25 protein-coding genes, 1 tRNA gene and 1 pseudogene are annotated in these 19,368 nt (G+C 58.1%); 13 read left to right on the forward strand and 14 right to left on the reverse strand.

What is annotated here, in order from left to right; all coding sequences use genetic code 11:
* Positions 1-41: 41 nt before the first annotated feature.
* Complete coding sequence (locus QM806_RS04205) at positions 42-923, forward strand: SURF1 family cytochrome oxidase biogenesis protein (protein WP_043790269.1); 882 nt, start codon at positions 42-44, stop codon at positions 921-923.
* Here the strand turns inward: QM806_RS04205 and QM806_RS04210 are convergent.
* Positions 864-1,847: a cobalamin biosynthesis protein gene (locus tag QM806_RS04210; RefSeq protein WP_005567694.1), complete on the reverse strand. Its 984-nt coding sequence runs from the start codon at positions 1,845-1,847 to the stop codon at positions 864-866. The genes QM806_RS04205 and QM806_RS04210 overlap by 60 nt on opposite strands.
* 49 nt (positions 1,848-1,896) lie before the next feature.
* Between QM806_RS04210 and QM806_RS04215 the strand changes: the two genes are divergently transcribed.
* Entirely contained in the window at positions 1,897-2,259 is a 363-nt protein-coding gene (locus QM806_RS04215) for a DUF5655 domain-containing protein (RefSeq protein ID WP_005247817.1), read from the forward strand.
* 330 nt (positions 2,260-2,589) lie between these two features.
* Complete coding sequence (locus QM806_RS04220; protein ID WP_054246366.1) at positions 2,590-2,781, forward strand: hypothetical protein; 192 nt, start codon at positions 2,590-2,592, stop codon at positions 2,779-2,781.
* A 4-nt stretch (positions 2,782-2,785) separates the two neighbouring features.
* Here QM806_RS04220 and QM806_RS04225 read toward each other — a convergent pair whose 3' ends face one another.
* On the reverse strand, positions 2,786-2,983 hold the full coding sequence (locus QM806_RS04225; protein ID WP_169695265.1) for a hypothetical protein: 198 nt from the start codon (positions 2,981-2,983) through the stop codon (positions 2,786-2,788).
* A 135-nt stretch (positions 2,984-3,118) separates the two neighbouring features.
* Between QM806_RS04225 and QM806_RS04230 the strand changes: the two genes are divergently transcribed.
* Both QM806_RS04230 and QM806_RS04235 read left to right on the forward strand, forming a co-directional pair.
* A complete protein-coding gene (locus QM806_RS04230) occupies positions 3,119-3,634 on the forward strand; it encodes a GbsR/MarR family transcriptional regulator (protein WP_005567698.1) in 516 nt (171 codons plus the stop codon).
* Positions 3,627-3,887, forward strand: a complete 261-nt coding sequence (locus QM806_RS04235) for a hypothetical protein (protein WP_005247825.1) — start codon at positions 3,627-3,629, stop codon at positions 3,885-3,887. The genes QM806_RS04230 and QM806_RS04235 overlap by 8 nt, the downstream gene beginning before the upstream one ends.
* A 99-nt stretch (positions 3,888-3,986) precedes the next feature.
* Here QM806_RS04235 and QM806_RS04240 read toward each other — a convergent pair.
* Positions 3,987-4,083, reverse strand: a tRNA-Ser gene (locus QM806_RS04240).
* A gap of 90 nt (positions 4,084-4,173) precedes the next feature.
* Positions 4,174-4,836 carry a TetR/AcrR family transcriptional regulator gene (locus QM806_RS04245; RefSeq protein ID WP_283290438.1) on the reverse strand — a complete coding sequence of 221 codons (663 nt, stop codon included), beginning with the start codon at positions 4,834-4,836 and terminating at the stop codon, positions 4,174-4,176.
* A gap of 156 nt (positions 4,837-4,992) precedes the next feature.
* Here QM806_RS04245 and QM806_RS04250 point away from each other — a divergent pair, with 156 nt between their 5' ends.
* From QM806_RS04250 to QM806_RS41580, 8 genes and pseudogenes are all read left to right on the forward strand, one after another.
* Positions 4,993-5,268, forward strand: coding sequence for a hypothetical protein (locus tag QM806_RS04250; RefSeq protein WP_283290439.1), 276 nt, complete (start codon positions 4,993-4,995; stop codon positions 5,266-5,268).
* A gap of 1 nt (position 5,269) precedes the next feature.
* On the forward strand, positions 5,270-5,500 hold the full coding sequence (locus tag QM806_RS04255; RefSeq protein WP_283290440.1) for a hypothetical protein: 231 nt from the start codon (positions 5,270-5,272) through the stop codon (positions 5,498-5,500).
* A 65-nt stretch (positions 5,501-5,565) separates the two neighbouring features.
* On the forward strand, positions 5,566-5,751 hold the full coding sequence (locus QM806_RS04260; protein WP_283290441.1) for a hypothetical protein: 186 nt from the start codon (positions 5,566-5,568) through the stop codon (positions 5,749-5,751).
* A gap of 2 nt (positions 5,752-5,753) precedes the next feature.
* Positions 5,754-5,924, forward strand: a complete 171-nt coding sequence (locus QM806_RS04265) for a hypothetical protein (RefSeq protein ID WP_283290442.1) — start codon at positions 5,754-5,756, stop codon at positions 5,922-5,924.
* A gap of 64 nt (positions 5,925-5,988) precedes the next feature.
* A complete protein-coding gene (locus QM806_RS04270) occupies positions 5,989-8,313 on the forward strand; it encodes a type IV secretory system conjugative DNA transfer family protein (RefSeq protein ID WP_283290443.1) in 2,325 nt (774 codons plus the stop codon).
* Complete coding sequence (locus tag QM806_RS04275; RefSeq protein WP_283290445.1) at positions 8,310-8,501, forward strand: hypothetical protein; 192 nt, start codon at positions 8,310-8,312, stop codon at positions 8,499-8,501. Before QM806_RS04270 ends, QM806_RS04275 begins: the two co-directional genes overlap by 4 nt.
* Before the next feature lie 12 nt (positions 8,502-8,513).
* On the forward strand, positions 8,514-8,786 hold the full coding sequence (locus QM806_RS04280; RefSeq protein WP_283290447.1) for a hypothetical protein: 273 nt from the start codon (positions 8,514-8,516) through the stop codon (positions 8,784-8,786).
* An 861-nt stretch (positions 8,787-9,647) separates the two neighbouring features.
* A pseudogene (locus tag QM806_RS41580) lies at positions 9,648-9,797 on the forward strand (HNH endonuclease); the annotation flags it as partial.
* Between the two features lie 224 nt (positions 9,798-10,021).
* Here the strand turns inward: QM806_RS41580 and QM806_RS04290 are convergent.
* From QM806_RS04290 to QM806_RS04335, 10 genes are all read right to left on the reverse strand, one after another.
* Positions 10,022-10,402, reverse strand: coding sequence for a histone-like nucleoid-structuring protein Lsr2 (locus QM806_RS04290; protein ID WP_283290450.1), 381 nt, complete (start codon positions 10,400-10,402; stop codon positions 10,022-10,024).
* A gap of 155 nt (positions 10,403-10,557) precedes the next feature.
* Positions 10,558-10,755 carry a hypothetical protein gene (locus QM806_RS04295; RefSeq protein ID WP_283290452.1) on the reverse strand — a complete coding sequence of 66 codons (198 nt, stop codon included), beginning with the start codon at positions 10,753-10,755 and terminating at the stop codon, positions 10,558-10,560.
* Between the two features lie 9 nt (positions 10,756-10,764).
* Positions 10,765-11,499, reverse strand: a complete 735-nt coding sequence (locus tag QM806_RS04300) for a M23 family metallopeptidase (RefSeq protein ID WP_283290454.1) — start codon at positions 11,497-11,499, stop codon at positions 10,765-10,767.
* 11 nt (positions 11,500-11,510) lie between these two features.
* Complete coding sequence (locus QM806_RS04305; RefSeq protein WP_283290455.1) at positions 11,511-12,212, reverse strand: hypothetical protein; 702 nt, start codon at positions 12,210-12,212, stop codon at positions 11,511-11,513.
* Positions 12,209-12,460, reverse strand: coding sequence for a hypothetical protein (locus QM806_RS04310; RefSeq protein WP_283290456.1), 252 nt, complete (start codon positions 12,458-12,460; stop codon positions 12,209-12,211). Before QM806_RS04310 ends, QM806_RS04305 begins: the two co-directional genes overlap by 4 nt.
* Before the next feature lie 6 nt (positions 12,461-12,466).
* Complete coding sequence (locus tag QM806_RS04315; protein ID WP_283290457.1) at positions 12,467-13,069, reverse strand: hypothetical protein; 603 nt, start codon at positions 13,067-13,069, stop codon at positions 12,467-12,469.
* A gap of 35 nt (positions 13,070-13,104) precedes the next feature.
* Positions 13,105-15,942, reverse strand: coding sequence for a PKD domain-containing protein (locus tag QM806_RS04320; RefSeq protein WP_283290459.1), 2,838 nt, complete (start codon positions 15,940-15,942; stop codon positions 13,105-13,107).
* A gap of 13 nt (positions 15,943-15,955) precedes the next feature.
* Entirely contained in the window at positions 15,956-16,357 is a 402-nt protein-coding gene (locus tag QM806_RS04325; protein ID WP_283290461.1) for a hypothetical protein, read from the reverse strand.
* Positions 16,358-16,410: 53 nt separating this feature from the next.
* Complete coding sequence (locus tag QM806_RS04330) at positions 16,411-17,184, reverse strand: phage distal tail protein (RefSeq protein ID WP_283290463.1); 774 nt, start codon at positions 17,182-17,184, stop codon at positions 16,411-16,413.
* Positions 17,184-19,280, reverse strand: a complete 2,097-nt coding sequence (locus tag QM806_RS04335; protein WP_283290465.1) for a phage tail protein — start codon at positions 19,278-19,280, stop codon at positions 17,184-17,186. The genes QM806_RS04330 and QM806_RS04335 overlap by 1 nt, the downstream gene beginning before the upstream one ends.
* Between the last annotated feature and the right edge of the window lie 88 nt (positions 19,281-19,368).

A 19,368-nucleotide genomic window follows, 5' to 3' on the forward strand; every position in this document is an offset into this window, starting at 1 on the left:
CACGATCAGGGTCCCCACCTGCGAGCGGCTACCGTGGAGGCGTGCGAAGGCTGAGATTTCTGTTGCGACCCGGCTGGTTGGTGTTGGCCTTGGTGGTCGCCGGATTCGCATTCATGTGTTTCTACGTGCTCGCGCCGTGGCAGCTCGGCAAGAACACGTCGACGGAGCACCGGAACCAGCTGATCGCCGACTCGGTCGACGCCGACCCCGTTCCGCTGGAGACCCTGCTGTCCGGCGCGGCCCCGAATCCGGACGACGAGTGGCGCCGCGTCACCGCGACCGGGTCCTACGTCCAGAACAGTGACCTGCTGGTCCGGTTGCGGTCCATCGAATCGCAGCCCGCCTACGAGGTCCTGACCCCGCTGCAACTGACGGACGGTCGCACGATCCTGGTCAACCGCGGCTACGTCCGACCGGTCCAGGGAACCGAGCCGCCGCCGGTGGATCCGCCACCGGCCGGGCCGGTGACGCTCGACGGTCGCGTCCGCAAGTCGGAGGGCACCATCGCCGGCAAGGAGCCGATCGACGAGAACGGGCTCCGCCAGGTGTATTACATCGACGCGGGTCAGATCGGCGGTTTCATCGGCACCGACCTCGTCGACGCGTACGTGCAACTCGAACCCGATCAGCCCGGCGGCCTCGGGACCATCCCGCTCCCGCAACTCGACGCGGGCCCGTACCTGTCGTACGGCTTGCAGTGGCTGGCGTTCGGCATCATGGCCCCACTCGGCCTGGCCTACTTCATCCGCGCGGAGTGGCGCGAACGCCGCAAGGAGAAGTCCGCGAAGACCTCCGAGGCCTCCGCTCCGGCTCCCGCACCGGTGGCCCGGAAGAAGCCGTTCACCCGAAGCAAGCCGGTGGAATCAACTCCTCGGACGGCGGCGGAAGCGAAGCTGGCCGACCGCTACGGCAAGGGCCGCTGACACCAGCGCCGCGCCGCCCTGCACCGCGGCGGACAGCTTCACCGCACGGTCGAGGTCGACGGGCCGGGGCGACGCCCCGGAGCCGAGGACGGGTCGCATCTCGACGCCGTGCGCGTATTCGGTGCGCCCGCCCAGTGAGATCCCGAGTGCGCCCGCCGCGCTGGCCTCCGCGACGCCCGCGTTGGGGCTGGGGTGCTGGGACGCGTCGCGTCGCCACGCCTCCCACGCCTCGTTCGGCGACCCGCCGACCGTCGGTGCGGCCGCGACGGTCAGCGCACCCGTCAGGCGGGCGGGCAGCAGGTTGAGGACGTCGTCCCACCGGGCCGCCGCCCAGCCGAAGTTGCGGTACTTCGGCGAGCGGTACCCGACCATCGCGTCCAGGGTGTTGGACGCCCGGTAGACGAACAGTCCGGGGATGCCTGCCACCGCGCCCCACACGAATGCCCCGACCGCCGAGTCGGACGTGTTCTCGGCCACCGACTCCAGCGTCGCCCGCGTGAGCCCGTCGACGCCGAGCACGCTGGGGTCGCGACCGCACAGCGACGGCAGCAGGGAGCGGGCGGCGGCAAGATCGTCCGCCTCCAGGTGTGCGGCCATGGTCGATCCGGTCCGTCCGAGCGACGTTCCGCCGAGCACGGCCCACGTCGCGGCGGCCGTTCCGGCCGCCTCGCCTGCCCATCCCCCGCGCCGCGCCACCTGCGTCGCGGCGACCCCCAGACCCGCCGCTCCGCCGACCAGGACGGCCACGTGCAGGATCCCGGCCGACCGGGAGTCGCGGTACGTCGCCTTCTCCAATGCCATTGCCGTGCGGCCGAATCCGGCCACGGGATGCCACCGGGCAGGATCGGCGAACACACGGTCGGCGGCGAAGCCGAGAAGCAGTCCGGCAGCACGCGCGGTGGCGGGACGGGAGGTTCGATGCACGCCGATATTTGTATCAACTAACGTTGCAGGCGATGTAAAGGAGCGTCCCATGAGTGCCGCGATCGACGAGTACCTGGCAGGCAAGGACCCGGACGCCACCGAGCGCCTACTGCAGTTCCGTGACCTCGTTCTCGCGTGCGGGGAGGTGGACGAGCGAGTCCACCGGACGGAGATCGCGTGGGCTCGTGCCCGCGTCTTCGCTGCCGCGTTCATCTATTCGTCGCGGCTCGAGATCGCCCTCGACCTGCGCCGGCGCGTCCATCACCCCCAGCTGCGCGAGGCGTTTCCCACCACGAAGACGGTGATCACGCACCGATTGACGATCACCTCCGACGATCAGCTCGACGACACGCTAGCCGCGCTCCTCGCCGAGGCCTACGACACCGTGGGTCCGGGCACTCGCGCGCGCTAACCGGGTGGACAATTGCGCACCGATTCGCCGGAAACCCGCGCAATAGCGTGTGCGTCTCACCAATCCGTCGGCAGCTGCGAACGCGCACCCGTTCCGGTCGGAATGTCGGATTCCTGAAACTCTGCTGAGTATCTCGCCAAGCGCCCTTTCCTGCGCCTACCATGGTAAATGCCGCCTCGTTCCCCCCATTCAGGGCGGCGCACGGCCCCGCCCTGCTCACATCTTCGGTGCTGACTCAACACACCCACGTGGCCCGGCGGGGTTCTGCGCGTCCGGTGGACATTCGTGTGAGGCATTGGTTTCGCCGACTGAGCCTGGGACGATCGAGAGGTGTGCAGCGACCTGACGAAGCTCGGCGACGACGAACTGCTCGCCCGGCTGGATGAGCACCGAGCCCTGCTCGGGGAGTCGATCGCGAACGACTACGGCTGCGAAACGGTCCGCGGAGTCACGAGCCGGATCAGAGCATTCGAGGCCGAGCTCGATCGCCGCGGCTCCGCGGTCTCGCGCGACGCAACCTGACGGGCTACGTGCGGGACGTGCGGCTCGTGGCGGGCGCGGACCAGACGCCAGTCACTTCCCCGTCCTCCTCGTAGCGGTCGATCTTCACGATGCCCGCCCCGGATTCGGTGGGCCGGTGCGTCTCGTTGACGGCCTGGAAGTCTGATTCGAAGGTCCTGTCGCTCGACGTGCCGTTCCGCAGCGTCACCTTGTACCTGGGCATGTCAGGAATATGCCACTGCAGGCGGAGCTCCGGGCGATGAACAGGTTAACTCGACGAAACCTGTCGCAGCACCGCAGCCGAACTGAAATGACACAAATCTGTGTCATTTCAGTCAGAACTGCTATCTTCGATACTGTGCCGTCCGACACACAGCTGATCTTCGCCGACCATGTCGGCCGCTTCTACGCGCGCCAGTACGGATTCCCGCCGATGGCGGGACGGCTGCTGGGATACCTGTTCGTCTGCGATCCGCCGCAACAGACGATCGACGAACTGGGCGAGGCGTTGCTGGCGAGCCGGAGCGCCATCACCGGGGCGGTCAAGCTGCTCGAGGGCTATCGGATGGCGCGGCGAACCCGTGTGGCCGGCGAGCGAGTGGACCGGGTGAGCCTGGACCCGGCGAGTCAGCAACCGCAGAACTTCGATTCCGCCCTCCACCGGGAGCATGCGGCGCTGTTCCGGGAGGGATTGGCGTTGCTGGCCGACGCTCCACCCGAACGCCGCGCCCCACTCGAGGAAATGGTCGCGCTGGCCGACTTCCTCAGCGAGCGACTTCCCGCCCTGCTGGACGAGTGGCACACGCATCGCGACGAGCTCCGGGATCGGCACACGAAGAAACTCGATCGAGAAGAGGAAGTACATCATGACTGAATCCGACCTGTCCGTCCTGCGCGAGCGCGCCGAGAACGGTGACGCCACAGCGGTGGACATCCTGATCGAGCTCGCCGGCGAGCGGGGTGACATGGACGAGCTCCGGCGCCTCGCCGACAACGGCAGCTCCGACGCGGCCGACCAGCTCATCGAAGTCGCTACCGAACTCGGCGACATGAACGAACTTCGCCGCCTCGCCGACAACGGCAACATCACCGCCGCCGAACAGCTCATGGAACTCACCGAGGAGTGAGACGAGGTGAGCGGCAGCCGACCGCGGCAGCGGCGCGAACACCGGCATCGAGAAAGCCCCGACCCGCGCGGAAACGCAGATCGGGGCTTTGCCTGACGGTGGGCGCGGAGGGTTTCGAACCCCCGACCGCTGGTGTGTAAAACCAGATGACGACCTCTGTTGGGAAATTGCAAGTCTCTGACCTGCACGAACTCCCAACAGAGGTCGTTTCCTTTGCGCAGTGTCACGCCACTTGTGACAAGTATGTGACAACTCCCCGCCCCCTGGGGGTGAAGGTAGCGGGAGTTTATGATGGCGCGAACGAGGTCTTATCGATACATCGTTGCACGATCGAATCTGTAGCGTAGTCAATTAAACCACGAATTCGGTCGGACAAGTTATGTTCGTACTTAACATAGTCATCATCATCTACGTAACCAGACGCCATTTCATTCCAGTCATGCAGCTCGTGAGAGGCCTGAATGGTCTCAACCACGCCAAAAATATGGTAGTACACGAAAAGAAAATCAGCCTCATCCAGCTCTATTCGCTGCTCTTCGGTAAACAGAATCCGCATGAACCGACTGGGCACATCCTCAAGAGTAACCTCATTAATGAGCCCAAAGTTGTAGAAGTAGCTCTGAAGCCGAGAATAGCGGACGGAAACCCGAATGATCTCCGACTTAATAGATTCAATCAAACTCTCCCTATCGTGAGGTGTTTCGAAATCACACTCAAAGAGTGCGCGTGATCGAAACGCATGGATAGCGGAACTCAAGTCGTTGAAGTGATTGTAGAACGTCGCGGAACCAACACCAGCCTTCTTTGCTATCGCCGCAACCGTTAAAGAACCCTCGGAACTTTCGAAGCTACCGAGAGCGTCGAGAATTGCCTGTTGCGTTCGGAGCCTTTTAGTTTTTGCCGTTTGTTGCCGAGCTTGTCGCTGACGCTCCTTGTGTGATTCGTCCACTTTGCAAGCTTACAACCGTCCTGGTCTTCACTACAACTTGGTGCTACACCCAACTTGGTCTTGACTCCAACTTGGTCAATCCTCTAATTTGGTGATGTCAGTGAAGCGGCTGATGACTTCAGTCAGACGCTCCAACCAGCAGACAGGAGCCAGAACATGTCGAGCATCGAGCGTTGGAAGGGTAAGGAAGCTGAGGTCAGCCCGACCTCCTTCATCGAGGCATACGTTGGTCGCCTTGATGTTGAGGAAGAGATCGACGGTTTCGAGGCAGTCGCCACGAAGCGGAACATGGGTCGCACCATCGACATCTACAACGAAGGTGCGGCGAAGGCCGGCAACGACCAGGGTGCTCAGCAGATCGTCATCGCTTACGTGAGCAAGTACGCCGAGCTAGTCACCGAACGTCAGCGTCGCCGGATGCTCGGGGGCTGACATGGAACTGGCAGTCATCTTCTTCGTCATCATCGCGTTCGCGTTAGGCGTCTTCTACATCGTCGGGCTCTTCACCCCGACGGCTAAGCCGAAGACAACACGCAAGGTAAGTGCAGAAGAACAGCGTCTCATCGACGCGGATGCTGATCGCCAGGACTACGTACGAATTCGAGTCGCGATGAACCGCGAACTTGACCGTCACAACGGGACCGTCCCCACCTGGCGCAAGTGAACACCGATCGGGGCTGGTGGACACGAACTGCTAGCCCCGATCGCTAACCCTGATAGGAGAAGGCAATGGAAGATCTCATCGGTTTAGTAGCGGTCGTCGGATTCTGGGTGGTGTTCTTCGGCTTCATCGCGCTCACCATTCGGCGCGTCCTCAAGTGGTCGCAACGGGAAGGCGAGAGGCGGGCCGAGACCGAGGCCGCTTACGAGGTGGCGCAGGAACGTCGCCGCGAGCGCTACCGCCGGGGGTACTGACGATGGCTAAGAAGATGGTGAGTCTCGCTTGGGCGATCTTCTTCATGGCGATCGCTTTGTCCGTCCTGTTCCCGATCATCATGCAGTACGCGCCAATGATCGCGCTGATGGCACTCGGCCTCTTCGGGGCGATCGTCATCTTCAAGCTCATCAAGATCCGGTCGGGCATGTAGCGCAGGCCGGGCGCAATCTAATCCTGCTAGGCAAACGGGCGGCAGGGTGCCACAGTAGAAGTAGATGTTCGAGTTGCTTCTCACCATCGGCATCCTGTCGCCCCCTCTCTTAGGGGTGCTATTCCACATGAAGCAAGATTCCCAGAAGCAGCTCGATTCCGATCGAGTGTCCTATGACATCGTGTTCCCTCGAGATCTGTCTGAAGATCGCGTTAAGGCATTCATCAACTCCATTGGGTCCAACCTCCGTCGCAGCTCGTTCTTCGGCGGCACGCGGTCTGTCGTGTTCGAGACCTGGGCGACCGATCGCGGGATCAGCCACCGCATCCGCATTCCGTCACGTGACGCCGAGTACCTGGTGGGACAGATCGAAGCGCACATGTCCGGTATCGATCTCTCCCCGACCCCGAAGTCCGATCTGCTGGACTTCAAGTTCGGCGCGACACTGCACCTCACCGATCCAGCGCGGACGATTCGCATCAGCAACGCCCGCGACTACTCGGCGAAGATCCTCAAGAGCGTCCAGTCCGATCATCCGGACGAAGCGGTTGTACTGCAGTGGATCATCTCGCACTCCGACCGAGCGAAGATCTCCGATGGTGCGGCGTCGTCGGCGCCCATTTGGAAGGCTGTGCTCTTCGGGACCAAGGCCACGAACGACGATCTTCAAGATCTACGAGCCAAGGCTTCCGAGCAGAACTTCAGCGCCGTTGGAAGAGTGGCGGCCACCGCGAAGAACGAGCCGCGTGCGAAGCGACTCGTCGAGGATGTGGTGCGCGCGCTCAAGAGTGAGAACGGTCAGAACAAGTTCCGCGCGACATCGATCCCGAACAAACATCTTGACCGACTGGTGAATGGTGCTGTCACGCCGATCGTTCGTGACGTTCAGTTCAGTGTGTCCGAGTTGTCGGCGCTCGTCGGCTGGCCGGTCGGTGATCCTCAGATTCCGGGGCTGAGCCAGGGTAGCGCTAGGCGCTTTCCGGCCACGGAAGCGATCGCTCGCGAAGGCCGGCTACTTGGCCACAGCAACGTGCCGGGTCGTGAGCGTCCGATCGCGTTGTCTCACGACCGGGCAACGGTGCACACGTTCATCGGCGGTAAGACCGGACGCGGCAAGACAGTGCAGATGGCGAACAACGCGGCAAACGATATGGCGACCGGGCACGGTTTGATCATCATCGACGCTAGCTCCAGCCGTTCACCGGAGACGTTGTACAACCGGGCACTCGAGTACGTTCCACCCAACCGCATCGACGACGTGATCGCGCTTGATGTCGGGGCGGACGCTGACCAGCCGATTGCGTTCAACCTGTTCGACCAGGGCGGTGGGCGAGCGGTGATTGATCAGATCGTCGGCGTGTTCGTGAGTCTGTACCCGAATGTTGCAACCGGCGTCGCCGTACGAGATCTGCTCTACCACGGCATCTGGACACTACTTGATCATGGGGGTTTGACGTTCGTCGATCTCGCCACCTTGATCAGTCCGCGGACCGCCGCCGAGAAGGCTTGGTCGACCAAGGTCCGTCGCGACGTGACCGAGCCGGAGCTGAAGGAGTTCTGGGAACGCGTGGAGACGAAGGGCAGAACGGGCGCATCGACTGGCGAACTCGACCCGCGATACGTAGAACCGCTGCACAACAAGCTCTGGCAATTGAGTGGTCGGCCCGAGGTCAAGCACATCATCGGCCAGACAGCATCGACGCTCAACATCCAGGACGTCTTGGAGAACAACAAGCTTCTCTTCATCAGTCTGAGCGGGCTTCCCCGTGAGACCGCCGAACTGCTGGGATCGCTACTCACGACGACGCTCTGGAACACCGCACAGCGCATCAGTCCGCCAAAGGCCAACTTCCTGTATCTCGATGAGTTCCAGGTGAGCGCGAAGGTTCAGGATGGTCTCGACGATCTACTGGCTCGAGCGCGCAAGCACAACCTTGGACTTACGCTCGCGACCCAGTACATCGAAGACGTCGACCGCAGCCTACGGACGGCGATCATCAACAACACCGGCACTCGCATCATCTACGAGACGAGTTCAGCCGAGGCCAACATCTGGATTCCGGAATTCGGTGGACACAAGGTCTTCTCACCAAGTGACTTCACGGGCATCAAACTGCACGAGGCGATCGCCACCATCGCGACCGACAGCGGCACCAGCGCACCGGTCACGTTGAAGGCTCTCGCTCCACTTCCGCCGACTGGCGTCGCTCAACGAGTCATCGAGCGCTCGCGTCAGAAGTATGGACGGCCCGTTCAAGAAGTCCGCGACGAGATCAACAATCGCCGTCGTGCCGAACCGGAGAACAATCAAGTCAAGCGAAAGCCCCTGAGGGGCACTTACACCCCGTACGAGAGACCGGCTCGCGACGACACGAAGGACGCATCATGACCATCGCACTCAACGAAGATGCCGTGAAGTCCATCGAGAAGCTGCTAGACGACGCGCACGACATGGCGGATGCCGTGGACGATCTGCGTGAGGAGAACACGGCCCTGGCAGTCATCTTGCTCGTCGCTCTAAACGCGTATCTCGAACACGTGCAAGCGCAGATCGTGCGACTGATCCCTGCGAACTAGGAGAAGACTGCTATGGACGACAGCACACGGATCAGCGACCTGGAAAGCATGATCGAAGCGGCAGGCAGGCTAGAGCGTCACGCCGAATCGATCGTCATCGAGTGCCAAGAGATCGCCCACGAAGCACGACGGATGATGGGCGATGAGATAGACCCGGATCGCTATCTTGAGTCACCAACGAGGTCGCGGATCGCCGCCATACGTGACGAGCTGGACCATCTGGCGAACGGTGATTTCATCCGCATCCGCGACACACTACGCGACTTCACACACATCCGGAGGTGACGGAAATGAGCATGCACGACCTGTTCGATCTGTGGCTATCAGACCTCAAAGGATGGCTCGACGTGGAGTTCCAATGGTCTGTCATGATGATGGCGACCTGCGCATGGATGGGCTCCAACGCCGTCCGAATATCTAGGTACCTCGACGAGTCCTAGTGACAAGAAAGAAGCCCCGCACCATATCGATATGGTGCGGGGCTTCTCATGTGTGGGGGGATGTTAGTGATCGCGCTTATGGCTACCCCTACCCTACGTCACCATATCCCCCTGGTTTTGCAAGCTAACCCCTTAGCCCCCTACCCCACTCGGCGGGGTAGGGCAGGGAACAAAAATAGAACATAACAGGGGTAGATCGTGAGTTTGCGTAAGTTTCAAAAATAACCCCTTCTCCGGTCGAGTGGGGTGGCCGACGGAAGCAAAAACTCCCAAATGGCCTGCGGCAAACACTGAACTATTTATTTATACTCTCCGCTATATTACAATTGGAGACACATAAAAAGTCCCGTTGCAGCGGGACCAGGCTCTACTATAAAGCATTGGTCTCCTAACGGAAAGGAGTAGAATGCGTAAAGCAATTCGATTATCAATACCGTGTCATAGGTGTGGAACCATTGCCCAGCGCAGGCCAAACCATGTCAGCAAAACCACGTACTGTTCACGTAGCTGCGCGAGTACGACTCTAGCCGAAGCCGCATCCGCTCGCTTTCGCGAGCAAGCACAAAAGAATCGACAATCGTTAGTCCAACCCGACGATCACTTACTGATACCTACTTTGACAGAACCGATACATATCGACTTCGAGGATAGTGATCTTTGCGACTATACGTGGACGAATATGAGAGGGTACGCACGCCGACGGGTAATGCGAAACCGCACTACCAAAATATATACGTTGCATCGAGTTATCATGGAGCGGAAGTTAGGAAGACCCCTTGAGCAGTGGGAACAAGTAGATCATGAAGATACCGACCCTACAAACTGTCGAAGAAACAATTTGAGACTGGCTACACACCTACAGAACAACCTAAATCACGGGCTTAGAAGCGACAATAAGAGCGGATACAAGGGAGTGTGGTTCGATAAGAATCTAAATAAGTTCACGGCATACATACGGCTAAACGGTACTCGCATCCACCTAGGAGTATTCGTGGACAAGCTGGAGGCTGCCGTTGCCTACGACTCAGCAGCCATCCAGCTTTTCGGAAACTACGCCAACCTCAATATCATCGGTAGAGACTAGCTCGCCTTCGCCTTATGTGATTCGTCATACTGGCTAATCACCGTCAACGCAATCCTTCCACGGCCTGATACGTCGATGCCCTGATCCTGTGCCCATTTCCGGATCTGAGCGAGTTCTTCCTTCGAGCGCCCAGAGCCCGTAGCTCCCTTAACCCCAGTCGCCCCCTTCGGCCGGCCACGCTTCGACTTGACCGTTGTCGCCGCCGCAAGCCACTTTTGGAAGTCACTCTTGATCTTGTCGTAGTTCTCCGGCCTCAGCTCGATGCGGTAATCCGATCCTTCAAAGCTGAAGTCGACCAAGTGCGACAGACCATCCGCGATCTCCTTGCCGTCAAAATCATCCTTCACAACGTACGTCGTGATAGCCTCGCGCACCATCTTCAATCCCCTTACGCTTTGAACAAGTTTTGTGTTCACATCCTACACAGACTCATGAGAGGTCGCACAAGCATTGTGTTCAGGATGGATGCGTTAGATATCGAAAGCGCCCGGCAACGTGTGCCAGGCGCGATGCAAAATGCTTCTAAATGAGACTAGCTGGTACGTGACTTCCTGAAGTATCCAGCCGCGAACGCGATGAGCGCGGTGATGGCTGATGCGACTTCCGCGCTCAGCTCAACGCCGAACTGCCCGGCAAGCCAGATCAGCACGATGGCGATTGATCCGCCGATACCTGCTGCCGCAACTTTAGACGTTGGTGCTGCTGTTGGTTGGTTGTAGGTATGGTCCATATATTCTCCTTACTTGATGCCCATGGCATCCTTCATTGCTTGCACTAGCTTTTCTGCATCGCTGGTGTCCGCAGGAACTTTCTTCAGTGCCGCGTCCAGCTGCTTCAGCAACGACTTGTTCTGCGACTCGATGTTCGTAAAGTAATTCTTCCTATCCATCCACGGCGTTGAGTTGCCGAGCAGGCGATAGATGAAGTCCTTCCAATCAAGTTCCGTGTAATCGCGAATGTTGTTGGCGTTCGCCGGGATGCCCCAGACCTCGCCCACGATGTTCGCAACGTCCTGTTCTGTTGGCTTCATTTCTTCTCCTTCCTGACTTAAATAATCGTTGGGGTTCACGCGACCCGACCATCCGTTCTTCCAGTCCGTAGGCTTACCCCAAAACTCGAAGTGCAAGTGCGGGCCGGTGACCTCACCTGTGTTTCCGGTATAGCCGATGATCTGGCCTTGCTTGACTGTTGTACCGGTACCGACTTCGTATTTACTCAAGTGCGAATACGCACTGTAGATGTCGCCGTGATCGATAAGCATCGCGTTGCCAGCGATAGACAAGAACCCTCCATGTATCGAGCCACTGCCAGCGAAGACCACTCGGCCATCACCAGTGGCCCTGATTGGCGTGCCGATGGCCGACTTGAAGTCGATGCCTGTGTGCCCGTTTTGGCCGAACTGTTTGTAGTAGTCGGGATTTGCACCCCATTGCTGCGTTATCGCGTCGTCTACCGGTCTAACGAATCTACTCACTTCTCACCTCCTTACCTTAAATCGATACAGTTGGATGCCTCTGCCCACACCGGAAGTTTGTATAGATCCCGATATAAGCTCACACTCTCTTTCACGTACTTCCATGCGATGTAGTTGGTTGCAACGCCATTAGAAGTACGTGTAACGCATGAGAGGACAGTCGTTTCGCCGGCTGGACCTTGCGGACCTGCCTCGCCGGTATCTCCCTTGATGGATTGTCCGTCTGCGCCTTTGCACCGGCCGTCTGCGCAATAACTTGATACGGCGAGAGTGATCTGTTCAGCAGTGATCGGTGCTGCGCTTGCTCCATCTTTTCCTTTGCAGATTCCCCCAGCACAGTAGATGTTGAGTGCGTCGACTATTTGTTGCTGCGTTGGAGCCTTGCTGTCACACCGACCGTTCGCGCAGTATTCAAGTAGTGCAGCGGAGATCTGAGCTTGTGTCGGCGCTTGACCGTCGCCGTTCTTCCCGACCACATGCCCCGCGTTCTGAGTGCTTCCGTCTGTGTAGGTGATGATCAGATCGCCAGCGCTGTCGGTCAGTACGCTCTTGACTTCACGCGGAGCTGGCGGCTTAGGAACAGCGATGCTTGTCGAGATCTCATTAGACCGATCGGCAGTGAACTGGGCATACATAGCGACCGCGAGCGCTATTCCAAAGGTTGCGAGTAGCGACGCGGCGAAGATGGCAAGTAGGCGTTGCTTCGGTTTCATTTGCCAACTCCCGATTGAGCAAGCGTGACAAATAGCTGATATAGGGTTCCGATGACGAGAAGCGCTACGGCTACTACAACGAACTTGCCGACACCATAGGCGCTCTCAAACTTCGACAGCTTGATGATGAACATGTTGACGAGAATCTTCTGTAGATCCTCGTCATACTCCTTGATAGCCGACTTGATCTTTTCGTCGACAAGACGTTCTACTTCATAGCGCTTTAGTGGGGCTTCGTGGTCGGTCATGATACTTTATGCAGCCTCATATGTGCCTTGGCCTTGCAAGTACCAGTTCGTCGCCCACGAACTACCGCTAATGAATGCCTGCGCGCCGGTGGTTGCAGAGGTGTAGCCAACATAGACGCCGTTCGCGTCCTTGATAGGGAGCGTTCCGGCATACCCGCTCGTTCCTGGATTTTCGCCGTACCAAACTCCGATCGGGAACCCGTATCCTCCGCCCGAACCTGCATATTCGGCAGCCGCAGCGGCAACCGGCAGACTAATCTTCCAGAACACTCCGCCGGTTGGCTGAGTGGTAGTCGACCCGATCACGAACTTGAACCGGAAGTGGACTGTCTTTCCGATCTGCTTGTAGTGTCCCGTGATTGAGCCGTTTCCGATCGTCGCACCAGTCCAAGTTGGCGTATACGCTTCCCACGCGCCACCTGGTTGCCCAGCACTAGTAGCCAGCATCGAGTTAGTGACACTTCCTGATGGAATATTCGCGGCGACGGCCGCAGCCAGACCACTAACCGTCGTCTTCTTATCGACTCCAGCGGAGATATCACGAATAGGAATTACATCCGTTGCATCAGCGGTAGTTAGTAGCGGTTGATCGGTAAACTGTTTTGCCATATGAAGTTGTCCTTTTTCTTTAACTTAACATACTATTAGCTCGGTGCTGTTGGAATTTGTTCGTACTGTTCATTGGCCAGATCTTCTTGAAGGTCGGCCACAATACGCTGCTGGCTATCGAGTAATCCGCCGAGCTGCAACGTCACCTTCCTCGGCGTGTAGTTGAGATTCACGATCTGCAGAACGAGCCCATCGATGAAGTTGTCGAAATTGCTCTGCCCAACCGTCTGCCCCAATTTGATCGTCTCGATGTCGTAGGTTCCGCTGCTGATTTCAATCGTGGTCGTGTAGATCGGCTGGCTGTAGAGGCTCAGAACCTTATCGGCGTAGCGCTGTGCCGTGGCTGCGAGGGTGATGCGGCGGTCGGTGATGCGGTGCACCTTGCGCCCCCACTGCGCGATGCTCGCCGCATCGGTGTACTCCTTGTACAGCTGGACTCCGCCGCCAACATCTCCACCAATGACGTGTACGACGTTGATCAGGTTCTCAATCGATTGCTCCGGGTCGATCTTGCTGATGTGCTTGCCTTTGATGAAGACGTGGTCGGGCGTTGACCCAATTTGCTTCAAATAGACGAGGTTGTCCGCCACGTTGCCGTACCAGTACCAACCGTCCGGCGTCTGGTTGTAGAGACTCTTGATCGCCTCGAGCTTCGTATTCAGCTGGAATTTCTGCGTGATCGTCGTCCCAGTCGCGTCGATTGAGCTGTTGTCGTAGCTCATCACGCCAGGATTGGTGTCGAGCACACTCTTCAGGATCGCGCCGATCTCGGTAGTGCTGTAGGTGACTGTGGTGGTCGCACCTGATCGGACGAACTCATCCGAGAAGCCCACGCCGTGACTCGCGAGGGTGACCTCGACGCCAACCGTCTCTCCGTACGTTGCCTTGTACTTGAGAATCTTGCCGCTGAAGACGCGTCGCCCCATCGGTGCCCCGGTCGCCACGATGTACGCGTTGCCATCCTGATCAACGTAGGGCTCGCCGATGTGATCGACCAATTCTTCGTAGCCGCCATAGACCGCGATGACATCAACGAGATAGCCGACTTGCACGTCAGTGTCCTCGCCAACCGTGTTGCTGGTCTCGCCCACGACGTAGTACGGATCACCCGCCTGGTCAACGTACGGATCACCCGCCTGATCGATCAACGGTTCGCGGGTCTCGATGGTTTGGTTGGCCGAGCGCGAGAGGCGAACAGTTGCCGTCGTGCCCGGTGAGTTGATTGGCTGACTGAACTGGAGGTCGTCGCTCACGTCCTTCCAGATGCCGAGGAAGGTGCCCGAGTGGTCACTGACCTTGTAGATGAATTCCTTCGTGTTTTCAGTGCCGAGGTTGGACCAGTCGACTTCCTCGGGTGGCGGTGGCGGACCTTGGGTGATGGTGAGGCTGCCATCAGTCTCCTCGCTGGTGTCTCCACCGATGTCCAAGAGGGAGTAGCCAACCGTCAGCGAGCCATCAGTCTCCTCGCTAGCATCACCGGTCGGCGAAATCGTGACCGCACCTGGTGTGATCGTCAGCGATCCATCCGCTTCAGCACTCGCGTCGCCGCCGACGTCACTAATCACATTTGCGGCAACGGATATGTAACTCAGCTCTGTTTTGGTATGGCTACCAACGCTATTCGTTGCGGTGAGCGAGACGGTGAAGCTGCCAGTCGTGGTGTAAGTGTGCGATGGATTCTGGCTCGTGCTTGTCGTGCTGTCGCCGAAGTCCCACAGCCATGATGTTGGTGAGCCCGTCGACGTGTCAGTGAAGCTGACCGCCAAGGCGACAACCCCACTCGTCGGCGTTGCGGTGAAGTTTGCAGTCGGGATGACAGGCCCGACGAAGTTCCATCCTGTGTTATTGCCGCTATTCGTACCGTTAGAGACGTTCCATGTCGCCCCGCCCTGCACCTTGGAGTCCTTCAGGTCAAGGTAGCTGGTAGACACCGTCCCGCTCGCCTTGGAGAGCGTGAACTGAGTTCCGTTGGTTGCGGACCGAAGGGTGATCGGATTAGTTGATGTCCCATTGGCGACAAACGCTGAGACTGTTTGAGTCGAGCTCGCCTGGAAGCTCATATGCCTTCCCGGCACTACTTCAATCTGATTAAAGGTGTTGTTGCCGTTAACTGTCCAGCCATTGGATGATCCGCTGAAGCCATCGTGGCGGATGTTGTAGTACGTCTTTCCGCCGCCCTCGAAGGTCCTGGTAAATGCCTGGGTCAGGACAATCGTCGACGTCCCCGCGTTCAACGTACTGGTCGGAGCAACCTGCCACGAGGTGAGCGGTGAAACGGTGCTGTACAGCGTGATTACAGATGATGACAAATTGAGCGTGCTGCCGCCGCTTGCGTACAATTTACCGATACTTAGCGCATTACCGTTGGTGTTAAGAGTGGTACCTGACGCGACAGAGATACCGGCTACTTGAAGTGGGCCGCTAAGCGATATAGAAGATCCCCACAACAGTAGCTGCGCTGCCAGCTCGACGCCGTTAACATCAATGGTCGCGTCTTCCTCTATGTAGATATTTGGATGAGTAGGGTTGTCAGAGGTGACGGCAACCGAGGATGGAATCGTCAAATCGCCGTAGATGTGCATCTCTAAGTAAAACAGACTCGGATTGCTCGTTTGGCTCTTGAAGTAAAGAGTCGGGGAGTTTGTTACACCAGTGAAGTCGATAGACAACGCTTCAACGCTGTAGTACCAACTCGATCCATCATTGATGTCCACCGTAACCGTCTGTCCTGCCGTTGTGAACGAGTTCGCATCGAAGCGAACGTCATGACTGGCGTTCGGAACGCTCGCACCACCAGAACCACCACTGGTAGTAGACCAGTGTGATGTTTCGGACCACTTACCCGATCCTCCGCGCCAATAGCGAGTTGCCATCTACTGGCGGCTCCTACAGCTTGAAGATCTTGTTAGACGTATTACCCCAGGCGATCGTGATGTCACCCGTATTAGGTGTGACTGGCAAGCCACTTCCAGACGTCGTATACCAAATCAGTCGCGATGTTCCTGCAGTGCCAGTGTCTTTATAAAGCACAACAGCTTCAGCACTTGCACCACCGACACTCGAGAACGTGATATCGGCCGCGTCAGCCACGCCAGCTGTTGCGGTCTTGCTGGACAAGTTCGCGCTAGTCGCAATACGTGCGCCAGATGGGATGTCGCTGAGGTACTGATGGGTACTGAGATTCACGGTGTATGACCCCGTATCCACCAGTACAGCCTTGATGTTGTCCGACGTCCAGACGATTGACCCGTCTAGAAATCCTTCTCTTCCTTTGTCGTATAAGCTCATTCTGTTAGTTCCTGTTTACTTTCTTTCAATATATTGCAACCACCCAATTACGCCTATAGCCATCGTCGTATGTAGTCGGCCGTCACCGTCACGTCACGCGTCGTCAAGTCGTCGACGTAGCCAATGCTGCCCACGCCTGGCTTCCAGACTGGGAACTGGCCACTGAAGTTGACCGGCACGTTGTTGACGAAGATCGTCTTGTTCAACGAGTCGATCTCCAGTACATCGCCGTTACTCCACGTCCGCGTCACGGCCAGTCCACGCCGCGTCACGTCGTTGTTCACGGTGATCGTCTTCGCCGTGCCGCCCGTGACGGTGTTGACGGTCAAGGTGATGATCGGTTCCACCTGATACGTGCCGCCCGCGGTAATGCCGAGTGTTGCGGTAGAGGTCGAGAAGTTCTTCGAGGCCAGGAGCACGGAAGCATAAGTATCCGACCCGACGCCAGATGGGCACAGGAACTCGACAGAGAAGCCGGCACGGGTCCGTCCTCGCGGATTGGTGATGATGACGTTCTGCGCCGTGGCCACGTAGCGACGGGTGTCGCCCGCGTGGTCGATGTCGAAGGCCTGGTTTGGCACGCTGAGAGCCACTTTGAAGTCGTCCATTAAGCGCTGCGTGTCTTCTACCGTGTCCGTGCGCAGATAGCCCTCAGCGGTGAAGGTCTTCGGTTCATACGCCGTCTTCACGATGACTGCACCGTCTGACTCCGCCAGTTTGTCCGCCTGGACGTTGTTGCGGGGTGACGAGTAGACATCCGTGCTGGTCGTCGTGACTTCCTCAGTCTGAAGATCGAAGTCCCCGTACTGGATACCGATTGCGCTCATTAAGCCATTCCTTTCAATGCGAGTCGTTGTGTCGCGCTTATCCGTTCGGCGAAGTAGTCGATGTCCGATCGGTTGTTGAAGCTGATCGGGCCGGTGATGTTGACAACCACACCGCCGTCTCCCCCGCCCGCGTTCTGGCTCAGGATCGACTGTGTGCGATAGGCCTGAGTGACTTGAGCCCCGCGAGGCATGTTGACGATTTCTGGTCCGTGCTCACCCACGAGAGTCGATCCACCTGGTGAATAGGCGGTACCAAGGGCGTGCCTGTTGCTGACTCCAACGCCAGCCTTGAAGCCCTCCATTACGTTCGAGCCGATGTCCCCGAGCCAGCGCTTCGCTGTATCAACTGCGCCCCTGATCGCCGCGCTGATCCGTCCTGGTAGCCCGGTAAAGACATCCACTACAGCGTTAACGACGCCGTTCGCCCAGGACACGAATGAATCCTTGAATCCGTTAGCTGCACTGACTGCACCTGACCACATGGAACTGACTGCACTGCCCACACGTCCCGGTAGTTGTGAGAACCACGAGGACACGCCGTTCACTGCAGATGAGGCGGTATTAGTCATGGTTGATCCCGTATTTGAGAACCATTGCACGACAGCGCCGTACATCGCCGAAATGGCGCCACCGACAGCGCCTGGTAATTGCTGGAACCATTGGATCGTGGAGTTAACGAAACTCGGTATCGTCTGAGTCACGAACCCAACGAGCAGTCCAGCAACAAAACCAAGCCCAAACGCGATCATTTGTGGAAGTTGCGCAAACCATGCTCCTATGGCAGCGACGGCGGATTGAACTCCTGTTACTACGCTTGACCACACGTTACTGAAGAAGCCCGGTATTCCAGCAAAGAAGGCGTTAACCGATCCAAAGAATGCAATCATCGAAGACCACGCGGCGATTATGAAGCTGACTGAGTTTCCTATTACATCCTCAACGAACCGAATAGATCCCGTGATCATATTGAAAGTGTTAGACCACGCATCTGCGCTAAAACTTAGAACTTCCGCTAGGCCATACAGGGCGGCGACCAGCGTCGCACCGAGCGCGATAGCCAATGTCTTCAGTATCGGACCAGCTTCAACCCATAAGCGCCGAAACGCAGGGATGAGATTATTCGTGAAGGTGTTCGCGAAGTCAGTGAAAGCCGGCTTAAGGAAGTTGATGACACCTATCGCCGTATCCCTGATAGTCAACAGAACGTCGACCAGTTTCGAATCCTCTTGGATCGTGTCCGCGAACATTCCTCTGTTGAAGTCTCCGGTACTAAGTAGCTCCATGGAGCCCAGTACGTTCTGGACCGTGTCGGCCATGTCGTTGCCGATTTTCGTGAAGTCAACTTGGCCGAGCTTGTCGAATTCTTTAGAGACTTTGTCGAATATTGGCTTAGTTGCTGCCCCCGCCATCATGGTGAGTTTGTCTTTGACCTGATCGAATCTGGCAGAGAGCGTCTGCCCCTGAGCAGCTACAAGCCCGTAGTCGATGCCCATCTCGCTTAGCGTGCGGCTAATGATCTCCATCGCCGGAACGCCTTGTTCCTTCAGCTCATTGATTCGCTGGCGAGGAAGGTTGAATCGATCGACGATCGACACCCAGTCGCCCGACAGCGCTTCCCTTAGCGAGAAGGTGGCCCCAGTTAGCCCTTCGGCTGGGTTGATGGCCGCGAGGATTTCCGCCTGCTGCACAAGGGATTCGAGTGATTTGCCCGACGTCTTTGCGACCGGGGTCAGGTTGGCTGCAGCATCTGCCATATCGGTAAAGCTGAACTGTGTCTTGGCGGCTTCGTCCTTCACCCACGAGAGGGTCTGAGCTACTTTGTTGCCGTCCTTCATGAAGGCCATGAGCTTGGTCTGGGCTTGCTCAACCGAGCTATTGAAGCCAAAGCCTATTGCGGCACCGGCCGTAGCAGCCGCTACACCAGCGGCACCAATAGCGAGCAATGCAGCGCCAGCCACTGCCCCCAGGCCCGCCATCGACGCACCAAGTTTACCGGTTGAACCGGATAAACCGTCTACATCGCCTTTGAACTCTGAAAGCTCGCCGCTAGCCTTCTTGCGGTCGACGTCGATTACGATGTTTATCTTCTTAGTCACAGAGTGCAGAACTCGATTAGCGCTTTAGTTCGTTTGGTTGGCGCGCTGTCTTTCTGTCTCTAACTTATCACGCTCAATATCGAGTGAC

This window comes from Rhodococcus sp. IEGM 1351, from assembly GCF_030056875.1.
Classification (GTDB): domain Bacteria; phylum Actinomycetota; class Actinomycetes; order Mycobacteriales; family Mycobacteriaceae; genus Rhodococcus_F; species Rhodococcus_F opacus.